Origin of the sequence: Pseudoalteromonas sp. MSK9-3 (genome assembly GCF_003590335.1) — a bacterium.
Classification (GTDB): Bacteria; Pseudomonadota; Gammaproteobacteria; order Enterobacterales; family Alteromonadaceae; genus Pseudoalteromonas.
Genome location: NZ_MIET01000007.1, coordinates 1 through 22,511, shown reverse-complemented (window position 1 = coordinate 22,511; position 22,511 = coordinate 1). Strand labels below are relative to the sequence as shown.

Sequence of the window (22,511 nt, the reverse complement as noted above, 5' to 3'; positions counted from 1 at the left end):
AGTTATTGTGTAAAACGCCAAGCGACTGCTTGGCGTTTTTGTTATTTATTCACTGCTAAATAACCGTTTATGTGTTCTTCTGGCATACTCGTCCGTCATGCCCGCTAAATAATCCGTTAATACACGCATTTGTTCGGCTTTAGAGCTGGCTTGCACATAAAGTTCTTGTGTTGTGTAAGGGAGTAATCGCATTGGGTCGCTTGCGAGTGCTTCAAATAAGTCGATGAGCAAGTTTTGCCCACTGAATTCAATTTGCTGCATTTTTGGTTCACGAATTAACCGTTCAAACACAAAGGTTTTGAGCACTTGTAAAATCGCCGCATATTCAGCGTCAATTTCTACGCAGTACTTAAGAAGAGGAGAATCAAACCCCGTATTTTGCACAACCAAATGACTATTAACGATAAATAGGTTTACAAGCTCGCCAATGGCATCTTTACGGAGAGATTCATCAAAAGAAAATAATCGGGTAGTTAAGCTGTCTAAATTGTTTGTAAGCCACTTTGATGGCACGGCTTTTAATTGCGGCAACGCATAGTTTTGCCAATCAGTTAAGCTTAATGTGTCCGTGGCTATGGCGTCTTCTAAATCATGCACTGCATAGGCAATATCATCTGCTAATTCCATGATAGCGCAGTCTAAAGATTTAAATTGCGTCTTACGTTTATGCCCGTCAAAGGGCTTATTTTTTTGCAGTAAGTGCCTATCAGATTCGGAAAAAGGTGATAGCACCCAATTAAATACATCTAAATCACAGCGGTAAACGCCTTTTGCAGGTAACCAGTCTTTGGCTTTAATAAAAGGTCGGCTTGCATCATGTTTGGGAATGTTAAACCACAAGGTATCTATAATGGCGGGGTATTTTATAAACCCCAACAGAGTGCGTCGGGTTAGGTTCATACCAAACCCTTTACTGTAAGGTTCTAGTTTTGAAACAATTCTGAGTGTTTGTGCATTACCTTCGAACCCTCCGTATTCTCGCATTAAATAATTTAGGGCCGTTTCACCTCCGTGACCAAAAGGCGGGTGGCCAATGTCATGCGCCAAACAAAGCGTTTCTATTAAGCTGGTGGAAGGAAAGTGCGTAAAGTCGGGGTTTTGAATACGAAGGTGTCGTAAAACACCACTGCCAATTTGTGCGACCTCAAGTGAATGAGTGAGTCGGGTACGATAAAAATCATTGACGCCTATACTCATAATTTGAGTTTTAGCTTGCAAGCGCCTGAACGCTGCTGCATGAATGATTCGAGAGCGATCTACTTGCCATGCAGAACGGTTGTCGTTTGGCCGATTTTTTTGCTGTTCAGATAGTCTTTGCTGCCAAGCAGAATGCATAATGACTCCATGATCAAATGGCATAGTAACGCAGGTTGTACATTTTCATACATAGTTGAGTGTGCACAAACTCGCGTTTAATTGCTACTTTAAGTATAATACGCCGTTATTTTAAAATGAAAGAATGATGTAATAGTGTACACAAATACTGATGGTAGCAAGTTATATCAGTAACTTACAGTCAAATTATGGATAGAGGCTGGTACGCTCAATGATGAGGAAAGACATGCAAGTCAAATTAGTAAAATTAGTGATTTGGGTCGTGGCACTGTGGGCATTAGCTTACCCGTTTGTGTTTATGCAAGCGCCCGTAATAGAACCTAAAGAAGAGAGTCCGATAGTAATTCAAGAACCTCCCGTCAAAGTAGAACAGCCATTACATACGGTGGTTCTGCCGAGGTTTTCAGAAATAAAAAGCACTGCGAAAAAGAAGCAACAATTTTTCAACTTTATTAAACCGCATATTATTGCAGAAAATAAAGACATTATGCAGCAACGTGCGAGCATAGAGATTGCTCTTATGATGTTGCAGTTTGGTGAAGCACTGACCCCTGCACAAACAGATAAATTAAATGTAATTTATACCCATTATCGCATAAAAGGGGAGCGCTATTCGGTTGCGAGTCTAAGTAATGCATTGACACATGTTGATGTGATCCCAAAAGAGTTGGCGTTAATGCAAGCAGCGAATGAATCTGCATGGGGCACGTCTAGGTTCGCACGCATAGGGTTGAACTTTTTTGGCCAATGGTGTTACAAAAAAGGGTGTGGCATGGTGCCTAAACGCCGAGATAACGAAGCCGAACATGAAGTTGCGGCGTTTAAGTCAGTACGTGCGGCAGTAAAGTCTTACTTCAGAAATATTAATACACATGACGCTTACACAGGACTTAGGGCCAAGCGAGCTGAACTAAGAGCAAATAAGCAGCCTATTGACGCAACACAATTAACCGCAGGGTTAATCGCTTATTCAGAGCGCGGCGAAGCATACGTAAATGAACTTAATGATATGATCAGACATAACAAGGCGTATTTTGATGAAGACTAATTGGTTAGCAGCGCTTTTTCTCGCATTTGGATTTAGCCATGTTGCGCAAGCAAAAGAATTTGTTGTGTCTTATGATGGTTTTTACGACCGATTGAAAGTCATTGAAAAAGGGGAATTTGAGTTTGCTCGAGTGAACTTCTACGTTGTGGATATTGCGACGTTAGCGCCTTGTACAATTGCGTCTGGGAAGATAATTACAGAGAAGACTGAAGCTCCACTTGCGTATACAGAGCAGGCGAAATTGTTGTTACCTTTCGATAAACAGTTAGATAAAGATAAAGCTGTGGTCGTATTAGAGCCTAAAAACTCACAACATAATTGCCAATTGAAGTTTCAAATTGAAGCTGAACATTTTGACTCATCTCATTTAACACCCTCACATTTGTTTCAGCTACATACTGAATTTGATGAGCTACTAGCTGATTTATCAGGTTTTTTTGTGAGTAAATTAATGCACTTTTTATTACCGGAGCAAAAAGGCGTTGTGATTGAGTTTTCCAAACCGGTTACGTTTAGTCATGAACAAATACAGTGTGAAGATACGGTATGCAAGTTCTCAATTGACTCGACGTGGCAAGAGAGCACGATGAAATTATTATCGAGTAATGATAGGGCAAACATTGTGACTGTAAAGCCTTGGATTGAAAAGTAAGTTACACCGTAATAACACTTGTGAACAATTTATCTTTGTTGCTATATTGGGTCCTTATCATTTGCGATTAGTTAGATAAGGACCTCAATATATGAAAATTTTACCAATATTGCTTTCAAGCATTGTATTTAGTTCTGGCGCAGTTCACGCCTCTTCAACAATCCCTGATGGATGGGCTGGGCTATATAAGGGGGAATGTGATCTGATCTCCCCGCAACGCGGTGCTTACTTGAATTTTGCGATGTCGTTAGAAATTGCCAATCAAGAAAACGGCGAAGTGTCTTGGGTGCTTACTTATGGTAGCGCACCGTCACAAAGTATCCGAAATTATAATTTATTGACGATAGATGAAACAAAAGGGCATTACGCCATAGATGAGAATAACGGCATTATTATTGACCAATTCTTGGTTGGTAATGAGTTTGTTAGCATGTTTGAGATTGGTTCTAGTAAAATCCAAACCACATACGCGCTAAATTCAAATGGTACGTTAGATGTGTCAATGGACAACTTTACGTTCGAGACTATCAGAGATGCTAAAGTAGGACCATACACCGTGGCAAATTATGGTGTAAAAGTAAAACAGAAGTGCCGTTTATATAAGTGGTAGGATACGCTAGCACAGATGAAATTGTTTACTACCTGATTAATAGGTAGTAAACCGCAAAGGAACTTGCTATAACGATGGAGTATTAGGCCGATTATTAGTCTCGAATACCTGTTTCAGATGCGTGAATAAAGCTAAGTCAATTTACTGAGATATTGCACATTTTATTCGATATAGCGACACTGTACTATACAGTTAGGGTGTGGTTTTTATATATGACAGAATGGTAGAGATAAGCCAAATACTGAATTTAATTACATTACTCCTCCATTATTTGTATCCCCCTGAATTTCTATTTCTCTCTATTTAAGTGACTTAAGCCTTCTCCATAGAATGCGAAAGACAGCTATGACTTGTTTCGTTTTTTAGTGTATTGATTGGCATTATGTAAAAGCTTTAAAAATTTAGGGCAGTTAAAGTGATTTTCTTCAGGACAAACAGCGGCATGACGCAGGCCGTCACGAACAGCACTTAGCTGTGCAATAGTTTGTTCGATTTCGTTGGCTTTTGTTGTTAACTTATTTCGATCTATTTGCACTCGATTACTATCAATGATCATTGTTCCGATTTCATCTAACGTTAATCCTGCCAATTGACCCAGTGATATTGATGCCAAAATATTAATCACCTTTTCATTGAAGACCCTTCTAAGTCCATTGCGACCTATAGACTTAATTAACCCTTTATCTTCGTAGTAGCGCAGAGTTGATGCTGGCAGCCCTGAGCGTTTGACGACTTCACTAATATCTAATGTTTTCTGCATTTGACTATTGACTTCAAGTTAACTTTAAGTGCCATGATAGAACCAAAGGACAGGGTAAACAAGGCATATTCCTATAATTAGAATGGAGTATGTAATGGCAATATTTGACTATATAGGAGATAAAATTGAACGTTGAAAGTGTATTTGAGCATATGATTGCGTGTGTCGTTGTTGGTATGGTCGCAACGGCTTTCATGGATATGTGGGCTATTTTTTTAAAGCATGTCTTTGGTGTACGTCCTTTAAATTATGCGTTGGTAGGGCGGCTGGGGTTACATGCTATAAAAGGAGAGTTCTTCCATAAAAACATTAATATGAGCCAAGAAATGACAGGAGAGTTAATGCTGGGTTGGGTTCTCCATTACCTGATTGGCGTCATATTTTCAGCTGTATTCATCGGCCTTGTTGATGAACTTTGGTTTCATGAACCTACTATCTATCTATCCATATTATTTGGCTTATTTACCGTGTTACTACCATTTTTAATTATGCAGCCGGCTATGGGGTTAGGCATTGCAGCAGCAAAGACCCCATTGCCTAATGTTGCTCGAATACGAAGTATACAGACGCATTGTATCTTTGGCGTTGGGCTATATCTAGGCGGCTTAGTTTACTCATTTTTATTTTAAAGGAAAGCATATGGATACCAACTTGGATCAAATGATCGTGCGTACAAATGATATGGGAATGCTAATTTCATCTATGGGTAATACCTATCGAATAATACTGACTGGTGAAGAGACAGCAGGCCGCTTTAGTATTATGGAAGCCTTCGTTAACCCTGGTGAAGGAGGAGTAAGTCATATTCATCATAATGAAGATGAATCATTTTTAATCACAGAGGGGAAGGTAGTTTTTTATGAAGGTGAACGCCGAGTTGTTGCAAATGTAGGCACGTTTGTAATGTGCCCTCCTGGCACAAAAAGAGCGTTTCGTAATGAATCAGACGACATAGCGAAAATGATGATATTTTATACCCCTCCAGGTATTGAGAATATGATTAAGCTTGATGGGAAAAGTGTGACAGAGCATTTAATTGTCCCATACACGAGCACGTCCAATAAGGAATACATAGCTTGTTCACAGTTATCGAAAAAGTTTGGCATAGAGGATCTAACTATTCCATTTCCTGATATTAAGTTGGATCTCGAAGATAGCGATTAGATTAATAACATGTTATTTGGCATTGGTTTAATTGAGCACTTTTTTCAACTTGACCAGTTATGTATAGGCGGTGGCACATTCATACAAGTATATTACTCACATGAATGTGCTAGTTACTGGATTCTAGACTGAGTGTAGGCGGTCGTATTTACTTAAACGACTTTAGATTCATAAGCTAACTCGTTTAGTCAGCTTGAGAGGTTCTCCATCTACATCTAAGATCGCTGATATTTCAAGTATGCCCATTTTATAGTGCTGCAAACTTAGTTCTGTGGGGCGCCAAACTTTATGCTCGTAAGGGGCTATTGAAACGGGTTTACGCCATACGCTCTTAGTTGCGCCTGAATGCGTGTAGCTTATAAAATTGGCAGAAATTTCCCCTGACGTTTGTCCTGAATAAGGGCCACTTAATTCAACTGTCAATCTTCCATCGCTTTTGGACACACTTAAATACACGCCATCAAATAATGTGTCATGCAGGTCAATTTGACCACCCGCGACTAAATCATTTAGTTGTAGAGTGTAGTTAACTACTGCCATTTTAGGATCTAGCTTGATATGAGCAGTCGTTTTCGCTTTGACTTCTGCGTGCTTGTTGCTCGACAAAGAGAGCGGACTTATCATGATCTTCACAGCAGTGTTGCTTGTGTTATTAACGGTCATGTAAGGTTGCAGGGCGTCGTAGTAAGTATTGATATCTACCCCATTAAGGGTCAGGGCTGCATAGGTTGGTATTTGTGGTTGCCACTTTGAAATCAAGTCATGAATTGCTTGTGTAATTGATAAATGTTGGCTTGGGTCGGGGAGCTTTTGCATATACTGAGCGAGTTGTGAGCGACAGTGACGTAGAATAGTCGCATAGTTTTCGCATGCATTAAAAGCGCGCAGAATGAGATCTGGCTGAGGATAGCGCCAAGGGTCAGTATTGTTATTTTCTTGGTGCACAACGGTGTGAGTATGGCTTGATAAATAAGGTGTTAGCTTGTGGTTCATGCTTTGGCCAAGTATTGATAGAGTGTTTAGGTCAACACGCATAGGTAAATTAAAGTTCAGAGTTTGTTTGTGGTTCTTAGTTGCAGCAATAACGATTAACTTATCGTCTTGTTGAGTAATGGTCATACCCAAACGACCAGTTTTTGCAAGTTCCTCGATTATATCTGATGTGAGTGCAAGTGACTCAATAGGAGCAGTCGAAGCGATTGAGCCAAGGGAAAGTCGTTGACCTTCAGTAAGCATTAACGGGATCACATGTTCCTGTGCATCTTGGTGTAATACGCGATGAGCACGTAGCCCAATACCTATCTGACCTCGATGAATGTGTGACTTTTCAAAATCAATTTTAATGGCAATATTTTCTGAGAGCGTGGTATCTACGAGAGAGCTTGCTTGAGGCCTAGGAAAGTCTAAAACTGCGTGATGCGCCTGTTTATGAGGGGAGATTGTGAGCTCGTGTAATGTTTTGCTGTCGTCACTTCGTAACCAATACGCGCCGCCATTTTGTTCCCATGGACCACTTTTTATCTGAAATGTAGGCCGAACGTTTGTTACAAACGCTTGAAATTGACGCTCAACCTTTTCCCAGTTGGGGAATATTTCCTTCAATAATCGATTTGCTGTCGGGAGCGTATCACCTGAATGGGGGTTTTTGTGCATGAGCTTAGCAAGAAAACGTTTGAAGTAATGCTGCCTTATTGGATCTTGCATTAAAAAGTGTATGACGAAGAAATTGAGGCCTCGTTTTAGTGCCGGATCATTATTAATTGCCTCAATTGAAGGGGCATAGCCTGCTTTAAATTGCTTTAAGCCAGTCGTGATGTAATTCATTGGCGCTCTATCAAAAACCATGACGGTGAGTTCTTTCGTCTCTGGGTCATATACATGACTGGCAATTGAATCAGCAAGACCTTCTGTGATCCAATTGGGTGCCCAAGTTGAATGACCATTGAGTGCCATATGAAATGCATGCATAGTTTCATGTATTACGATATACCTTTGATGATGCTCACGGTGACTTGGAAAGTTATAGCCCGCGCGATTGTAGAACATGGTCTCTCCGCCCGCTGTTTTATGTACACCTCTTAAAAAACCATCATCTAACATTGCTTCTCGCACCCGTTCTCGAGAGCTTCCATATACGACAGCTATTCGTTGGTTAGCGATGTTGCTGGGTGCCATTCCAAACAGTTCAACGTAATGAGGATAAGACATTTCTAGCAACTCTAAATAGAGGCGGACTTTGTCTTCAGGTAAATCACTTTTCAAAGCGAAATGTTTACTTACCCACCAGTCATAGCCTCTGCTGTTATGAATTTTATTGTCGCTATAAGTGCGGGGAATTGTTTTCCCTAAAAAGGCAATGTCTATGTGGTTCAGTTTAGAGGTTCTGCCACTGATTTGAATATCGACGCGTTGATCATGATAAGAAACTGGCTGTAGTAAATTAGCCTGTTTGTTAATAGGCACAGTAATACCTGTTTGGGCACAGGCTGATAAGAGTAGTGTACTGAGTATAATAAAAGTACGCAGCATAAGAAGATCCATTTATGTATATTGTATGCAATTTAATTTATCATGTCATATTTTTGAATACAAATTTAAATATGGATAGCAATACATGAGTACAGAGTGGTTAAAGGCTACAAAATCTTTGTAGCCTTTAAAGAGAACGTGTCTTTTAGTGTGTGCCTACTTTTGAAATTCGTAAACATTCCCCAGATTTAATATGCCAGTAAGGTCATCAAGCGCCGCGCGAGTTTCAACGAGCAATTGTGGGTCTGCCAAATCATGATCGCTTAACTTGTCTCGATAATGTTTTTCAACCCATTGGTTTAAAGTGTTAAATTTTTCTTCACTCATTAATGTCGCTTGATTGACTTTACTTAGTTCTGTGTGAGTGAGCGCTACACGTAGACGTAAACAAGCTGGGCCGCCGCCATTTTGCATGCTTTGACGTAGGTCAAAGAACTTCACTGAATTAATAGGGTTATTAGCGCCCAGCATAAACTCAATATAGTCAGCGACTTTTGGATTTTTAACACATTCTTCAGGCGCAACCAGCATCATACTGCCATCAGCAAGGCTAACTAATTGACTATTGAACAGGTAGCTAGTTACTGCATCTTGCACACTGACCGCATGGGTCGGCACTTCTACAATATGTAATTTTTCACCGGTGTAGGCTTGACGTATTTGAGTTAATGCATGTGCTTGATTTGAAAATGCTTGTTCATGGCAAAATAGAACATTCGCATTACCCACGGCAATAACGTCATTATGAAAAACACCTTGATCGATTACGGCAGGGTTTTGTTGAACAAAAATACGCTGCTCATTTGGAATTTTATGTAATCGCGCGACCGCTTCACTCGCTTCTAATGTTTGTCTCGCAGGAAATTTACTTGGTCCGACTATCTGTGGATTTAAACTGCTTGCACCATACACAAACACCTCTAACCCTTTAGCACCATGTTCATCACATAAACGAGTATGATTTGCTGCGCCTTCGTCACCAAAAAATGGTTGGTCGGGTAGGTGAGTATGATGTGCAAAGGCTTCATCATCATTAAACATGGCTTTGAGCAAATTACTGGTTGTACTGGGCTCTAATGAACGGTGAAACTTATTATTTAGGTTTGCACTGGTAAAATGTACTTTCCCATCAGTGGTATCTTGAGAAGGAGACACAGTTGCAGCATTGGCGGTCCACATGGCTGACGCTGAATAGCAAGTTCTCAATAATACGGGAGACTCTTTTGCCGCTTTATTGATCACTTGTACATCATTGCCTGTAAAACCCAGTCGGCGTAATGCAGAAACATCTGGACGGGCATGAGGAGCGAATACACCTTGTTTTAACCCCATATCGTTCATGGCTTTCATTTTGACTAAGCCTTGTAGTGCTGCTTCTTTGGGATTAGAAATTGCGTCGGCATTATTGAGAGATGCGACATTACCGTAGGATAGCCCCGCGTAATTATGTGTTGGGCCCACTAAACCATCAAAGTTGACTTCAAAGCTTGAACTTTGCTCACTCATGTTAAATCCTTGTTGAACTATTTTGTACTATTATGCCGATTTAGGTGAAAGATTAGTATCAAATTTAGTAGATAGAGGACTACTCTATGTTCTTTAATGCGTGGGAAATAAAAAGCACTCTAAAAGTGCTTTATTGACTTACTTAGTTAGCCTTCACAAAAGCGTGGGGAAAGAGACTCTTCATAGCAAAAACGGTCCATAGACGGGCCACAGCCCCCCCACCAACTTTTAGGACGACCGCCTGCTACTTGTGGTGTTGCATCTAAGTTAAGGCCTGACTTTTCATTAATAAGTGTTTTTATTTGTTTTTTATTCAAGCTTAATTTCATAACTATTCCTTAATTTTGATTGCCCAAGGTTCCTTGGGTGATTATTAACCTATACAAATATCGATAATTATCAATGAATATTTTATTACAAAATGTGTCAGAGTCATTTTACGCTTGTATATACGGTAAATCGAATATATGATATTTCATATATTATAAAGCTATAGCGAGTCAGTATGGATCCTGTCACATTCTTCAAGTGCTTAGCGGATGAAACACGCTTAAAAGCGTTATTACTCATTCAGCAAGAGGGTGAGTTATGTGTGTGTGAACTTATGGTGGCGCTGAATGAAAGCCAACCAAAAGTGTCTCGCCACCTTGCGCAGTTACGTAAAGAAAAACTGTTATTAGATAGAAAACATAAGCAGTGGGTGTATTACAGAGTAAACGATGCGTTGCCTCAATGGGCATTAGTAACATTGGCGCAGACACATAAAGATAACGAAGCATATTATTTAGCGGCATTGACCAAACTGAATACAATGGGCTCTAGGCCTGAGCGTATTTTATCATGCTGTGATACAGAAAACTTAGGAGAGAAAAATGACGATTAAAGTTGGTATTAATGGGTTTGGCCGTATGGGGCGTTTAACAATGCGCGCTTTATTTAACAGTGCCAATATTTCGATCACCCGCATTAATGATCCTGCTGGTGACGCACATACATTGGCGCACTTGATGAATTTTGACTCTGTACATGGGCGTTGGGAGCATGAAGCGGTAGCGCAAGGCGAAAACATCATTATTAATGAGCAGCAGGTCGCAGTGACACAAAATACGCTGCTTGAAGAGACGAATTGGTCTGACTGTGATTTAGTCATCGAAGCATCAGGAAAAATTAAAACCACAGAAAAGCTATCAGGATATCTGCAACAAGGTGTTAAACATGTGGTAGTGACTGCGCCAGTTAAAGAAGAGGGCGTGTTGAATGTTGTTATGGGTGTAAATCATGATTTATATGATAAATCAGTACACCCAATAGTGACGGCAGCATCGTGTACGACCAATTGTTTGGCACCAGTTGTTAAAGTGTTACAAGATAAGATTGGTATCGTTCATGGGTCAATGACCACCATTCACGATATAACCAATACGCAAACCATTTTAGATGCGCCTCACAAAGACTTACGTCGAGCGAGGGCATGTGGTGCTAGCTTAATCCCAACAACCACTGGGTCTGCGACTGCAATCACACATATATTTCCTGAATTAAAAGGTAAACTCAATGGCCATGCGGTACGTGTGCCTTTAGCAAATGCTTCTATTACTGACTGTGTTTTTGAAGTAAGTCGAGCGACAACAGCTGAAGAAATCAATAGTTGGATGGAAGACGCTGCAAATGGTGATATGCAAGGGGTGTTAGGATATGAAACGAGACCGTTAGTATCGGTTGATTACAAAACAGATCCCCGCAGCAGTGTGGTTGATGCATTATCGACAATGGTGATTAACGATACCCAAGTAAAAATGTACTTGTGGTATGACAATGAATGGGGTTATGCAAATCGTACCGCCGACCTTGTTCGCTATGTTATTGCACAAAATAGTTAGAGCGTATTATGCCCGTTCCACATTTATCGCACGCGCTAAAGCAATACTTAGTGATCACAGCGAACTATTGGACTTTTACGTTGACTGATGGCGCGCTGCGCATGCTGGTGGTGTTATATTTTCATCAGTTAGGATACAGCCCGCTAAGCATTGCCATGCTATTTTTGTTTTATGAACTGTTTGGTGTTGTTACCAATTTGCTCGGTGGTTGGCTTGGTGCACGCTTGGGTTTGAATAAAACGATGAATGTGGGGCTATTCTTACAAATCGGCGCCATTGCCATGTTGGCCATTGACCCTCAATGGCTAACCGTTGCTTATGTTATGGTGGCACAAGCGTTATCTGGAATAGCCAAAGACCTTAATAAAATGAGTGCAAAAAGTGCCATTAAATTATTGATCCCCAAAAATGCAGATAGCACCTTGTATAAATGGGTTGCTTTGTTAACTGGCTCAAAAAATGCCTTAAAAGGGGTTGGCTTTTTTCTGGGGGCGGTATTACTCACATGGCTTGGTTTTTCTGGTGCTTTGTGGATGATGGCTGGTGTGTTGAGTATTACTTGGTTGGTGAGTTTATGTTTGTTAAAGCAAGACCTAGGTAAAAAGCAAAATAAACCCAAGTTTTCTGAGATCTTCTCAAAAAGCCGAGCGATTAATTTACTGTCTGCGGCCCGATTGTGTCTATTTGCGTCCCGAGATGTATGGTTTGTTGTCGCATTACCTGTTTACTTGTCTAGTCAGTTTGGTTGGGATCACACTTGGGTAGGCGGCTTTATGGCAACATGGGTCATTTTGTATGGTATTGTGCAAGCGAATGCGCCTAAAATTACTGGTAAAGCGACTAATATTCAGCAAAGCAACCGAGCTGCCGTGGTTTGGGCTACGCCATTAACTTTGGTGCCTTTGTTGATAGCGGCAGGTTTGGTGTTGGATGTTGCTCCACTCGCTATTGTTGTTATTGGGCTTTTGGTGTTTGGTGCTTTGTTTGCGATTAACTCGTCTTTACACAGTTATTTAATTGTCAAACTTGCAGACAGCGATGGCGTATCGTTAGATGTTGGATTTTACTATATGGCTAACGCTATGGGCCGATTATTTGGCACGGTATTTTCAGGCTTAATTTATCAAAGTTATGGGTTAGAAGCTTGCTTAGTGGTATCGAGTATATTGCTGGCTTTAGCTTTGATGATCACCAAAAAGCTATAAGGGATGTACTGTAAAACGTTAATATAACTTAGCTTTTAAAACGCCAGTGAGTGAACTGGCGTTTTATTTGAGGGGGAATTAATTAGCGAGTTTAAAGCTTTCAGTCACGTTTTTAAGGTCCTTGCTTAGTCTATCTAATTCATAGCTCGCGGAAGAGACTTGATCTGCGCCTGCTGCGTTATCAACAGCTGCTTGTTTAATTGACTCAACGTTATGCTTGATCTCATCTGTGGTCATGGTTTGTTGATGAGCTGCAGTGGCAATCATTTCAGCGCTTTGTGCAATTTGATTGATTTGTTGCACGCTATCTTCAAGTAACGTTGCACTGTCGTTTGCAGCATTAATGGTCAGTTTGGTCGCTTCAATAGAAAGGTGCATTTCTTCAACAGCTTGATGTGTACCTGACTGTAAGTTATTGATCATTCCTTCAATGTCAGCCGTTGACTCTTGGGTCTTTCTAGCAAGCTGTCGAACTTCATCAGCAACAACCGCAAAGCCTCGACCATGTTCGCCTGCGCGTGCTGCTTCTATCGCCGCATTTAACGCCAGTAGATTGGTTTGTTCGGTCACAGTTTGAATAACCTCTAATACGCGGCTAATATTTTGTGCATTACCTTCAACACGTTTGATCACCGCCTCTGCATTATCGATGGCAGTACCCAGCTTTTGCATTTGAATAACGGTTGCTTGCAGGTTTTCATTGGCTGAACTAGAGGTTTGCTCAGCACTATGACTTAAATCAGCCACCACACGTGCATTAGTGGCAACTTCTTCGATAGACTGATTGGTTTGCTCCATTGCAAATGCGACTTGCTCGATATTTGCGTGTTGCTCTTGCAAACTGGCATTAGATTGACTGCTGGCAGCACTGGTTTGCGCTGCGGTACTCGCTAATTGCGAGGTAGATTCAACAATAGTGCCAATCATACTATTTAATGATTGATTCATTCGTGCCATGGCACCATAAACACCTTGCTGCGAGTCCACATGGTCAAAGGTTTGACGAAGATCACCTTGTGCTATGCGTTCGCTTATTGATTGCATTGTGCTTGGCTCTCCGCCAAGCGGGCGTATGATTGACTTTGCGATCATAATGGTGATGGCAGCGACGCCAATTAACGTGATAATGACAATTAAACCAATCGCCCAATACATTTTATATACGGGGGCAAAGGCTTCTGATTCATCAATTTCTGCGAGCAAAACCCATTTTAGGTTTGAAAAAGTGAAGGGGAGGTATGCTGAGAGTACAGGGTTACCATTGTAATCGATAATAATCTCAGTATCAGAAATGCCCTGCAAGCCTTTTTTTACTGCGACGGTATTTACGCCGTTTTGCTCAACGTTGCCAGCAAAGCTTGCAATAACAGAATGGCCTGTTGGATCAAGGTATGAGTCTGAGCGCATTAATAAGTCATCACCCACTAAATATGATTCACCCGACTCACCCATTCCATCTCGAGTTTGCATAATTCGATTGATTGCATCGATAGACAGCTGTAGCGCGATTATTGTTTCAATTTTACCATTGACAATAACAGGCAAACCAATAAAAGCAGCTGGTTCATTATTACTCGGTGCGTAGCGACTAAAATCTTGAAGTACAAAGCTGCGCTTAATAAGTACACTGTTGTAAAGTATTGCTAGTCCAGAGTTTCGGTATGGGCCTGACACCAAACTCGTTTGATAATCAGGTTCCTTGGCCACGGTGTAATCTACAAAGCCATTTGGGTTTATGACAAATAAATCGTAGTAGCCTTTTTGTTCTATAAACGTTTTAAAAAAGCTGTGATGTTGCTGCGCTGTTTGCTTGAGAGATTGATTTGCTTTTTTAGCGTGCGCGGCTTGCCACTCGGAGACTAAGATCTCTAAATCTGCTTGACGTGCGTTAAAGTAATCCGTCAATTGTGTGTGTTTTATTTGTTTAATCGAGGTGAGTTGGTTATATGCTTGCTTTTCTAGAGCAGAGCTTGCCGTTAGTAAGGAAAATAGCGCGATTATTCCTGCTGGCACCAGACCAATTAACATAAAAGATAATAGTAACCGGGTTTTAATTAGCATACATACTCCACTCATTATTAACAGCGGCGCAATGTACACGATACGTCAACGAATGAGAATGGTTATCAGCGTATATTTGTAAACGAGTGTCAATGAAAAAGGGTTAATTAATACTAAAATACTAATTATAATGGGTGTTTTTTATAGCTTGGAGTAATGTGTTTTTATTGTTTGCTGATAATAGAATGTAATATTATATTTCAATAATTTTAATATTTAGTGATATTAATCTTTCTTAAATGGGTTGTATAGTTACCAGTCTTTCATTAATTAACTTTTTAGTAATCTTTATTTAACTAGGCTATTTTGTACTCATGTTTTTTTGATTAGGGAGGAGAAGCTCCCTAATCATTGTTGTTGATAGCGGTATTACGATTACACTCGATTGACTATGCTACTAACCCGCTTATCGCCGTGTTGATCTGGTCAATAATTTCAGAGTGAGTGATTTGCTCTGATTGCATATCGAAATTGTCATAGAAACTTGGTACTGATATTGAGGCTTTTACATTCAAAGCAAAATAAGGTGCCGAGCTCGTAGCCGCACTTAACACACTTTTTGCTCCACCAGGGCCTGGTGATGTTGCAAGCAAAATAGCGGCTTTGTCTTGATAGACCTTCATGTCAATACGAGACGCCCAATCGAAGATATTCTTATAAGCTGCAGTATATGTCCCATTATGCTCCGCGAAAGAAATAACGATGGCATCCGCTTCTGTTATTTTTGCAAAAAATCGTTGTGCTTGTTCAGGGATCCCTGATTCATTTTCTCTATCTGAGCTGTAAATAGGCATTTCGTAATCGTTGAGGTCAAGTAATTCAACTTCTGCGTTATCTATCTTTGATGCGACATGGATTGCCAATTGCTTGTTAATTGACTGACGGCTGCTGCTTGCTGCAAATGCTAATACTTTCATGGTGTTCTCCAATAATATTTATGATAATGAGCGTTAGCGTGCGGTTTGCTTTGAAATTCTTAAATGATAGTGACTACGCTTGACTCGATGAAAAGAAGTGTATATTAAGTTCTATATGATGTTAATACTTTAAAAGTGGAGTTACTTTTTCCATATGGCTAATAATGATTTGTTTGATGGGATCCTTATTTTTGTTGAAGTGGTTAAGCGTGGGGGCTTTGGTGCAGCGGCTAAAGCATTAGGGCATTCTAATTCACACGTAAGTAAAGAGGTTATTAAGCTTGAATCGCGCTTAGCGGTGAGACTTTTAAATCGTACGACGCGCTCAGTTGCATTGACGCCAGAAGGTGAAGCGTATTTTCAGCAATGTGAGCAGTTGGTCTCAGATGCTCAAACCGCTTTTGATTTAGTGGCTCATAATGACTCGATCCCAAAAGGGGCATTAAAGATCAGCTGCCCAATAGGCTTTAGTCATGATCATTTAAAGCCGGTTATCGCACAATATATGGAACAATATCCGAACGTCAGCTTAGAATTAGACTTGAGTGATAAGCGTATTGATGTGATTGGTGATGGGTATGATTTAGCGGTGCGAGCGGCCCCCGCACTCGATGAATCGAGCTTAATATGCAAACGAATCTATTCTTGCCCGACTTATATCGTCGCGTCCAAGCGTTATATTGCAAAATATGGGAAGCCACACCACCCTCGGGAGTTGGTTAACCACAATGCAATTTGTTATTCAAATTTAAAGATGCCAGGTCGCTGGGAGTTTGAAAAGCGTGGTGAAAAAGCATTTTCGGTTGATGTAAAACAGCGAGTTAAATGTAATAACGGTCACATGGAACTTGCGATGGTTAAAGCTGGGCTAGGCGTATGCCGGTTACCTGCATTTTATTTGGGGAATGCATTGACTAGTGATGATATAGAAGTGCTCTTTGCAGAGTATACCCAAGCAACGGTTAATGTTTATGTCATTTATCCAAGTAAAAAACATCTTTCGCCGAAAGTCCGTCGGTTTATTGATATGTTGAGTGATGAATTTAAGAGCTAATTTGGTATGCGTCTCGATGGATGGTATATCTGGTTTAGGCTAATTTTGTTTTAGGTGACGATACGAAGTACTGTACCTAAGCTTGTACTACAAATGAAAAGGTCAAAAATTAAATTCTGCAATTAGTGTTATCGCTCACTCTACAATTTATTAAGAGCATACTATTTGAAGGAGAATAAAAAGCTCGTTGGACATCACAGAGCACAGCGACTTTCAATATGTATTGTTTTCGAAAGTAGAGGGGGGATACTCATTACTGAGCAATTTAAAACGAGTCGTGCCGTGGTTGCGGCGATGTAGATATGAGCTTACGTTGATGTCAAAAGGCGGCGTGTGACTAAAATACGTGATATAAGTATCTAAAACGCAGGTTTCCTGAAATTGCCGACCTTAAAATTATCTTATGCATGACACAGCTATATCATCAGAATAAATGTGATTTGTACCTATTGATATTTTTGGGATGATATGACATTTGAACTATACTCTCGGTCAGCAACTTAATGATTTGCAATATAAGAGTATGGAAATGACAAAATCTCTCGCCTTTAATTTTATCCTATCGTCTATTGTGGTTGGTATTTATAGCCAAGACACTTTTGCTACCCAAGAGTCTATTGAAAAAATCGAAGTTTACGCTCAAAAACGTGCTCAATCCATTGATGAGATAAGTATTGCCGTTTCACATGTCACGGGGTTGCAGTTGGAGAAAAGAAGCATTAAAGATGCCACTGAACTTGGCCATTTTGTAGCGAATATGAAGATTAGCCAAAACGCTGCAGAAGGGACACCTCCAGCCATAAATATTCGCGGTGTTGGGCTAATTGATTACAACACGGCAAATACCTCTCCTGTAGCCATGTACCTCGATGGTGCCTCAGTGGGTTCTGCTAATAATCAGTTAGTTGATTTATTTGATATTGAGCAGGTCGAAGTATTAAAGGGTCCTCAGGGGACGTTGTTTGGACGTAATAGCACCGGCGGCGCAATATTAATTCGCTCTGCGAGACCAGATGCGGGGAGTTATGGTTATGTTACAGGTGGTATTGGTACAGATGATTGGCAAAAACTGCAAGGGGCTTACAATCATGAAGTTGACGCAAATTCAGCGGTTAGAGTGGCCTTTAGCCACACTAAGTATGAATACACCAGTTACAATTTATATGAACCATCACCCGAAGCTGGTTTAGAACAAAATAATGCTCGGTTAAGTTATTTGGGCGAGTGGGATACCATAAGTTTTTATTTTAAGGCTCACTACAGTCATTGGAATGGCATTGTGCAACCAGTGGGTAATATAGGAATATACAGTGACCCTGTAAATTTAGTGACGTGTCCAGCTGAGGTCGCTGCTCAAGGTAAATGTGTTGATCGGTTTGGTTTTAATGATGGTAGCGATGACTTTTGGGCTGTGAGCGTAAACAATGACTCTCCTCATCACAGTATTGGAAAAGGGTGGACTGCAGAAGTTAATTGGGATGTCAGTGATAATAGTAAATTGGTGTGGTTAAACGCTTTCACCCGCTTAGACCGAGAGCATGCCTTTAATTGTGATGGTGCACCAACCAAGTTATGTGAAGGTAATTTAGGTTTAAAAGCTGAGTTACTTAATAATGAAGTTAGGTACCATTCGCAGATAGGAAAAGATTATCTGACAGCGGGTATATTTTTATTAGAAGAGCGTCTTTACCAAGATAATTATAATGACTTAGGTCGAGACTTACGTGGCACACCATTTGGTGCTGCATCAGCAATGTTTTTTTATGATAATGATATAAAAACTAAAGTTGCTGCATTATTTGCGCAGTACGAGTGGCAATGGCTGCCGTCAACGCGTATTACAGCTGGATTACGCTATAGTGATGAATCTGTTGAATATGATTCGGTATCAATGGTAAATAGCGTACTAGAACAAAGCGAACCTCAAGGTGTACTTATGCCCTTTTATCACGTGGTTGGTGAAAGTGACGACGATGGTTTATCCGGTAAAGTGGCAATAAATTATGACATTTCTGAATATCAAATGATTTACTATAGTTTGTCAAATGGCAATAAAAGTGGCGGTTATAATGGTGGTTATTTATCTAGCCCTGAACAGGCAGAGAATGCGGCTTATGGACCTGAATCATTAAATGCGCATGAAATAGGCACAAGACTTACTTGGTCAGAGGTGGGCGTTAAAATGAACGGAGCATTGTTTCATTATGATTACCAAGATCAACAGGTGTTCATGAATCAACCTGCATCTGAACCTGGGTTACCACCGATCCAATTACTAGAAAATGTTGCTTCTTCAAAAATTTATGGCGCTGAAATTGATATAGAGTATCAGGCAACAGCAGCCGTTATGCTTAATGTTGGGGTAGGATTTATACCACATGCCGAGTTTGAGAATTATACAGATCCGCTAGGGGTTACTCTGTCAGATAAGCGTTTACCTTTCACGTCTGAAATTAACGCCAATGCTCAGTTAAGTTATGAATACATGCTAGACGGTGCCGATGTTGTGACTTCGTTAGGTGTCGACTATCAATCGGAGTATTACTTCGACCAAAACCAAAACCAAAATCCATATGCAATGCAATCTGGCTATGCACTATGGCATTTTAACACACAGTACCGGACACAAAGTTGGCAAGCTAATGTTTGGGCTAAAAATTTATTTGATAAAGAGTATAGCCATTTGAAGTTTGATCTAAGCCAATTTTTGGGCATGTTAGAAGACTTTAAAGGTGAGGGAAGACGGGTTGGTGTTGATTTTACCTATCGTTTTTGACCGTAATAGCCAATACTTACTGAAGGGTGTCATGGGTGGGCAAGCAAAGTACAGTGTTTGCCTACAGAGTTGAATCGTTCAAGGCATTATATGTATTTATTGACTAGATTGATCGTGATACTGAGTTTGTTTATTTCCTTGCCGGGTTTTGGCGAGCCTTTTTCGTACGACACAAAAAAACTTGATGTTAATTTACATGATCATGCTGCATTGTTCGCTTCAAAAGATAATACAGGGTTCCCTGACTCATTTAAGACAATAGAAGACTGGTCTAACAGGCTTGATATTTTACCCTCAACGACTCTATTTTCAGGGCGTTATTGGTTAGTGATGGAGCTGGAAAATAACACTGAGCAAGAAGAATTGGTACTGTATCCATACAACACGGTGATGTCGAGTATTGAAACAAGAGTTTACCATCGTGATGGTGAGGTGCAACGTTATTATACTGGTGGTAAGAACCCAAATGAATTTGCATTTCATTATGGGAATACTATTAGGTTATTGCCTGGTGAAAGTTATTATTTAATTACGATGTTTGAAAGCGATTTTTTTTATACGCCGACAAAGCTTGTTATTAAACCAGTCAGTGAATTTAAAGAGCTGGTGGTAAGAGAAAACCTCGTCATGGTGCTGTGTTTTGGTGTAGGCATTGTTTTGGGGTTATATAATTTATTGATATACATTGGCTCTAAAGATACGACACATCTTTATTACGCTATTTTTACTGGCGTATGGGTTTTTGCTTGGAGCCACTTTTTTCATATTTCAGATCAGTTATTTGGATTTTATTCAGCCCACTTACATTGGTTAGGCTTTGCGCTAGCACCGATTGCCAACGTGCTCTTTTATAACAGCCTTCTTAAACTCAAAGAAACACACCCTAACTTAGCGACCTTGTCGATTTGGGTTGGCGTTATATCGGCAACAGGGCTACCCTTTTGTATTTTGTTCCCAGGCTTTGGTTTTTTATGGGCAACCGTTATGACAGGCATTGCGTTATGTCTAGGTATGTACATTGGGGTGAGGTGCATGCTCGATGGCTTTGTGCCAGCGCGATACTTTGTACTCGCGTATGTTGCTATGATGGTTCCCAACATGATTGGTAATTTAACCAACTTAGGAATATTGCCCCCTTCTACTCTTAACTTATATTTGCTCGGTTTAACCGGTATCGCATTAGATGCGATGTTGCTGGCATTTGCGGTTGCAGACAAGTTTAGGCTAACCAGTGAAGAGAATATTGAGCTTAATAAAAACCTTGAATCAAAGGTACTCAAACGCACGTATGAGCTAGAACAGTTAGCGTCTGAATTACGTGATGCAAGTGAAGCAAAAAGTCGCTTCTTAGCCAATATGAGTCATGAGATCAGGACACCTATGACCTCAATCATTGGCTATGCTGATGGCATAATGTTAGGGGATATAAAACCGCATGAACGTAATCATGCGATCAGTGTTATTTTACAAAACTCCCGACATGTACTGGGCCTTATTAATGATATTTTAGATATGTCTAAAATAGAGGCCAACCGGTTAGAAATTGAATTAATAGAGGCCAATTTATTCCAGTCAATCGCACATGTTGAGTCATTACTGGGTAAACAAATTCGAGACAAAGGACTTGAGTTTGAGTTGAATTACCATTTTCCATTACCTGACTATGTGGTGATTGACCCGACACGCCTTAGACAGATATTGCTGAATCTTACTTCAAATGCCATGAAATTTACAACAGTCGGTAAGATTTCTATTGAAGTAAGGTGTGTAGATGAAAAATTACTTATCTGTGTAAAAGATACGGGCATTGGAATGGCAAAAGATGAACAAAAAGAGTTATTTAGCGCATTTTACCAAGCTGATTCCTCGACATCAAGGAAGTACGGAGGCACTGGACTTGGGCTTAATATTTCTAAAAGCTTAGCACGTAAACTTGACGGTGATATTGATGTTGAAAGTGAGGTGGGTTCTGGTACCGCATTTACCTTAAAGTTAGGTTTATTTACGACTGAGAAAACCCGTTGGTTAACGAGTTTCGAGCAAGTTAATCAAAGCCAAATAGCGCAAGAGCAGCCCCTTCACACACAGGATGAACTCAATGGCGATATATTGTTAGCAGAAGATCATAGTGATAATAGTCGGTTGATCAAGCGTATTTTAGAGCGTATGGGGTTGAACGTGACTACAGTGGAAAATGGTCAGTTGGCTGTGCAAGCGGTGTTAGATAACGAATATGACTTAATTTTAATGGATATTCAGATGCCCGTGATGGATGGTGAGCAAGCACTGAACTTTATTCAAGCAACGGGGTGCAGCACACCAGTGATCGCATTAACCGCCAATACGATGCGCCATGAAATTGAGCGCTATATGAAGCTCGGTTTTACCGATCATTTGTCAAAGCCAATTGATAGAGCACAGTTCAACCAAAAAGTTAGTCACTATTTAAATATTGCGGTTGATGATGAGTTAGATTTACCTGATGAAGAATTTGAAGCTTTAAAGCAGCAATATATCAGTGGCTTATATGAGCAAAAGGTGCAATTACAAAACCAGATAAAATATCAAGATCTAGATGGGTTATCAAAATCAATACATGCCATAAAAGGTACGGCAGGGATGTTTGATTGTGAAGACATTCATCAATTGTCTGCAGATATAGATGTTTGTTTGAAAACAGATGACATAGACAATATTGAACGTAAAATAAGGGCTTTAATTACCGCGATGGAGCATGCGATATCACAAGCTGAATGCGATAAAGCGGGTTGATATAATAAATCATAGTTAAAGCGTGAATAGGTATGTACCGGATATAATTGCAGGGCGAGAGCGTGAATATTCTGTTAACAGCTAAGCCCTGATCACCTTATCTAAATATTCAGTGTCCATCGCAGCGCGACGTTGTTTTCGTCGTACGCTGGCTTTTAAGGTACTTTCTCTTTTCAACTGGTTCAGTCCTACATGCCTAAATGTACTGAAATTCTCTGCCGCATGACCTCGATTTATTGGGC

The 22,511-nt window shown here is 40.3% G+C and carries 18 protein-coding genes; 11 read left to right on the top strand and 7 right to left on the bottom strand.

The genetic code is table 11. The features are described from left to right. Positions 1-45 precede the first annotated feature (45 nt). The gene (locus BGP78_RS01435) at positions 46-1,335 is read right to left on the bottom strand and encodes an anti-phage deoxyguanosine triphosphatase (RefSeq protein ID WP_119859736.1); all 1,290 of its coding nucleotides are present in this window, start codon (positions 1,333-1,335) and stop codon (positions 46-48) included. A 226-nt stretch (positions 1,336-1,561) separates the two neighbouring features. On the opposite strand from BGP78_RS01435, the gene BGP78_RS01430 reads away from it, so the two are divergent. The 3 genes from BGP78_RS01430 (at position 1,562) to BGP78_RS01420 (ending at position 3,645) form a co-directional block, all read left to right on the top strand. After that, on the top strand, positions 1,562-2,383 hold the full coding sequence (locus tag BGP78_RS01430) for a glucosaminidase domain-containing protein (RefSeq protein ID WP_119859735.1): 822 nt from the start codon (positions 1,562-1,564) through the stop codon (positions 2,381-2,383). Then, positions 2,373-3,035, top strand: a complete 663-nt coding sequence (locus BGP78_RS01425) for a DUF2987 domain-containing protein (RefSeq protein WP_119859734.1) — start codon at positions 2,373-2,375, stop codon at positions 3,033-3,035. Before BGP78_RS01430 ends, BGP78_RS01425 begins: the two co-directional genes overlap by 11 nt. 91 nt (positions 3,036-3,126) lie before the next feature. After that, positions 3,127-3,645: a hypothetical protein gene (locus BGP78_RS01420; RefSeq protein ID WP_119859733.1), complete on the top strand. Its 519-nt coding sequence runs from the start codon at positions 3,127-3,129 to the stop codon at positions 3,643-3,645. A 343-nt stretch (positions 3,646-3,988) separates the two neighbouring features. Here the strand turns inward: BGP78_RS01420 and BGP78_RS01415 are convergent, their stop codons facing one another. Next, positions 3,989-4,405: a helix-turn-helix domain-containing protein gene (locus tag BGP78_RS01415; RefSeq protein WP_119859732.1), complete on the bottom strand. Its 417-nt coding sequence runs from the start codon at positions 4,403-4,405 to the stop codon at positions 3,989-3,991. A gap of 125 nt (positions 4,406-4,530) precedes the next feature. Between BGP78_RS01415 and BGP78_RS01410 the strand changes: the two genes are divergently transcribed. Next, a complete protein-coding gene (locus BGP78_RS01410) occupies positions 4,531-5,034 on the top strand; it encodes a DUF2938 domain-containing protein (protein WP_259386081.1) in 504 nt (167 codons plus the stop codon). A 10-nt stretch (positions 5,035-5,044) separates the two neighbouring features. Then, on the top strand, positions 5,045-5,569 hold the full coding sequence (locus BGP78_RS01405) for a cupin domain-containing protein (RefSeq protein ID WP_119859731.1): 525 nt from the start codon (positions 5,045-5,047) through the stop codon (positions 5,567-5,569). 168 nt (positions 5,570-5,737) lie between these two features. On the opposite strand, the gene BGP78_RS01400 is transcribed toward BGP78_RS01405, so the two are convergent. The 3 genes from BGP78_RS01400 to BGP78_RS01390 form a co-directional block, all read right to left on the bottom strand. Continuing rightward, a complete protein-coding gene (locus tag BGP78_RS01400; RefSeq protein ID WP_259386079.1) occupies positions 5,738-8,098 on the bottom strand; it encodes a hypothetical protein in 2,361 nt (786 codons plus the stop codon). Between the two features lie 156 nt (positions 8,099-8,254). Then, complete coding sequence (gene astB / locus BGP78_RS01395) at positions 8,255-9,604, bottom strand: N-succinylarginine dihydrolase (RefSeq protein ID WP_119859730.1); 1,350 nt, start codon at positions 9,602-9,604, stop codon at positions 8,255-8,257. Positions 9,605-9,750: 146 nt separating this feature from the next. Beyond that, on the bottom strand, positions 9,751-9,933 hold the full coding sequence (locus tag BGP78_RS01390) for a hypothetical protein (RefSeq protein WP_119859729.1): 183 nt from the start codon (positions 9,931-9,933) through the stop codon (positions 9,751-9,753). A 176-nt stretch (positions 9,934-10,109) separates the two neighbouring features. Here BGP78_RS01390 and BGP78_RS01385 point away from each other — a divergent pair, with 176 nt between their 5' ends. From BGP78_RS01385 to arsJ, 3 genes are read left to right on the top strand one after another with little or no spacing between them, the layout of a single operon-like run. Further along, positions 10,110-10,487, top strand: coding sequence for a metalloregulator ArsR/SmtB family transcription factor (locus BGP78_RS01385; protein ID WP_119859728.1), 378 nt, complete (start codon positions 10,110-10,112; stop codon positions 10,485-10,487). Then, positions 10,477-11,484 (top strand): ArsJ-associated glyceraldehyde-3-phosphate dehydrogenase, encoded by a 1,008-nt coding sequence (locus BGP78_RS01380; protein ID WP_119859727.1) that lies wholly within the window; start codon positions 10,477-10,479, stop codon positions 11,482-11,484. Before BGP78_RS01385 ends, BGP78_RS01380 begins: the two co-directional genes overlap by 11 nt. Positions 11,485-11,492: 8 nt before the next feature. Beyond that, a complete protein-coding gene (gene arsJ, locus BGP78_RS01375; protein WP_119859726.1) occupies positions 11,493-12,689 on the top strand; it encodes an organoarsenical effux MFS transporter ArsJ in 1,197 nt (398 codons plus the stop codon). A gap of 78 nt (positions 12,690-12,767) precedes the next feature. Here arsJ and BGP78_RS01370 read toward each other — a convergent pair whose 3' ends face one another. Together BGP78_RS01370 and BGP78_RS01365 are read right to left on the bottom strand one after the other, a co-directional pair. After that, positions 12,768-14,750: a methyl-accepting chemotaxis protein gene (locus tag BGP78_RS01370; RefSeq protein ID WP_119859725.1), complete on the bottom strand. Its 1,983-nt coding sequence runs from the start codon at positions 14,748-14,750 to the stop codon at positions 12,768-12,770. Between the two features lie 389 nt (positions 14,751-15,139). Beyond that, a complete protein-coding gene (locus BGP78_RS01365; RefSeq protein ID WP_119859724.1) occupies positions 15,140-15,667 on the bottom strand; it encodes an NADPH-dependent FMN reductase in 528 nt (175 codons plus the stop codon). 154 nt (positions 15,668-15,821) lie between these two features. Here BGP78_RS01365 and BGP78_RS01360 point away from each other — a divergent pair, with 154 nt between their 5' ends. The 3 genes from BGP78_RS01360 (at position 15,822) to BGP78_RS01350 (ending at position 22,269) form a co-directional block, all read left to right on the top strand. Then, positions 15,822-16,721 (top strand): LysR family transcriptional regulator, encoded by a 900-nt coding sequence (locus BGP78_RS01360; RefSeq protein ID WP_119859723.1) that lies wholly within the window; start codon positions 15,822-15,824, stop codon positions 16,719-16,721. Between the two features lie 529 nt (positions 16,722-17,250). Next, a complete protein-coding gene (locus tag BGP78_RS01355; protein ID WP_119859722.1) occupies positions 17,251-19,497 on the top strand; it encodes a TonB-dependent receptor in 2,247 nt (748 codons plus the stop codon). A gap of 90 nt (positions 19,498-19,587) precedes the next feature. Further along, positions 19,588-22,269 carry a 7TM diverse intracellular signaling domain-containing protein gene (locus BGP78_RS01350; RefSeq protein ID WP_119859721.1) on the top strand — a complete coding sequence of 894 codons (2,682 nt, stop codon included), beginning with the start codon at positions 19,588-19,590 and terminating at the stop codon, positions 22,267-22,269. Positions 22,270-22,511: the final 242 nt, after the last annotated feature.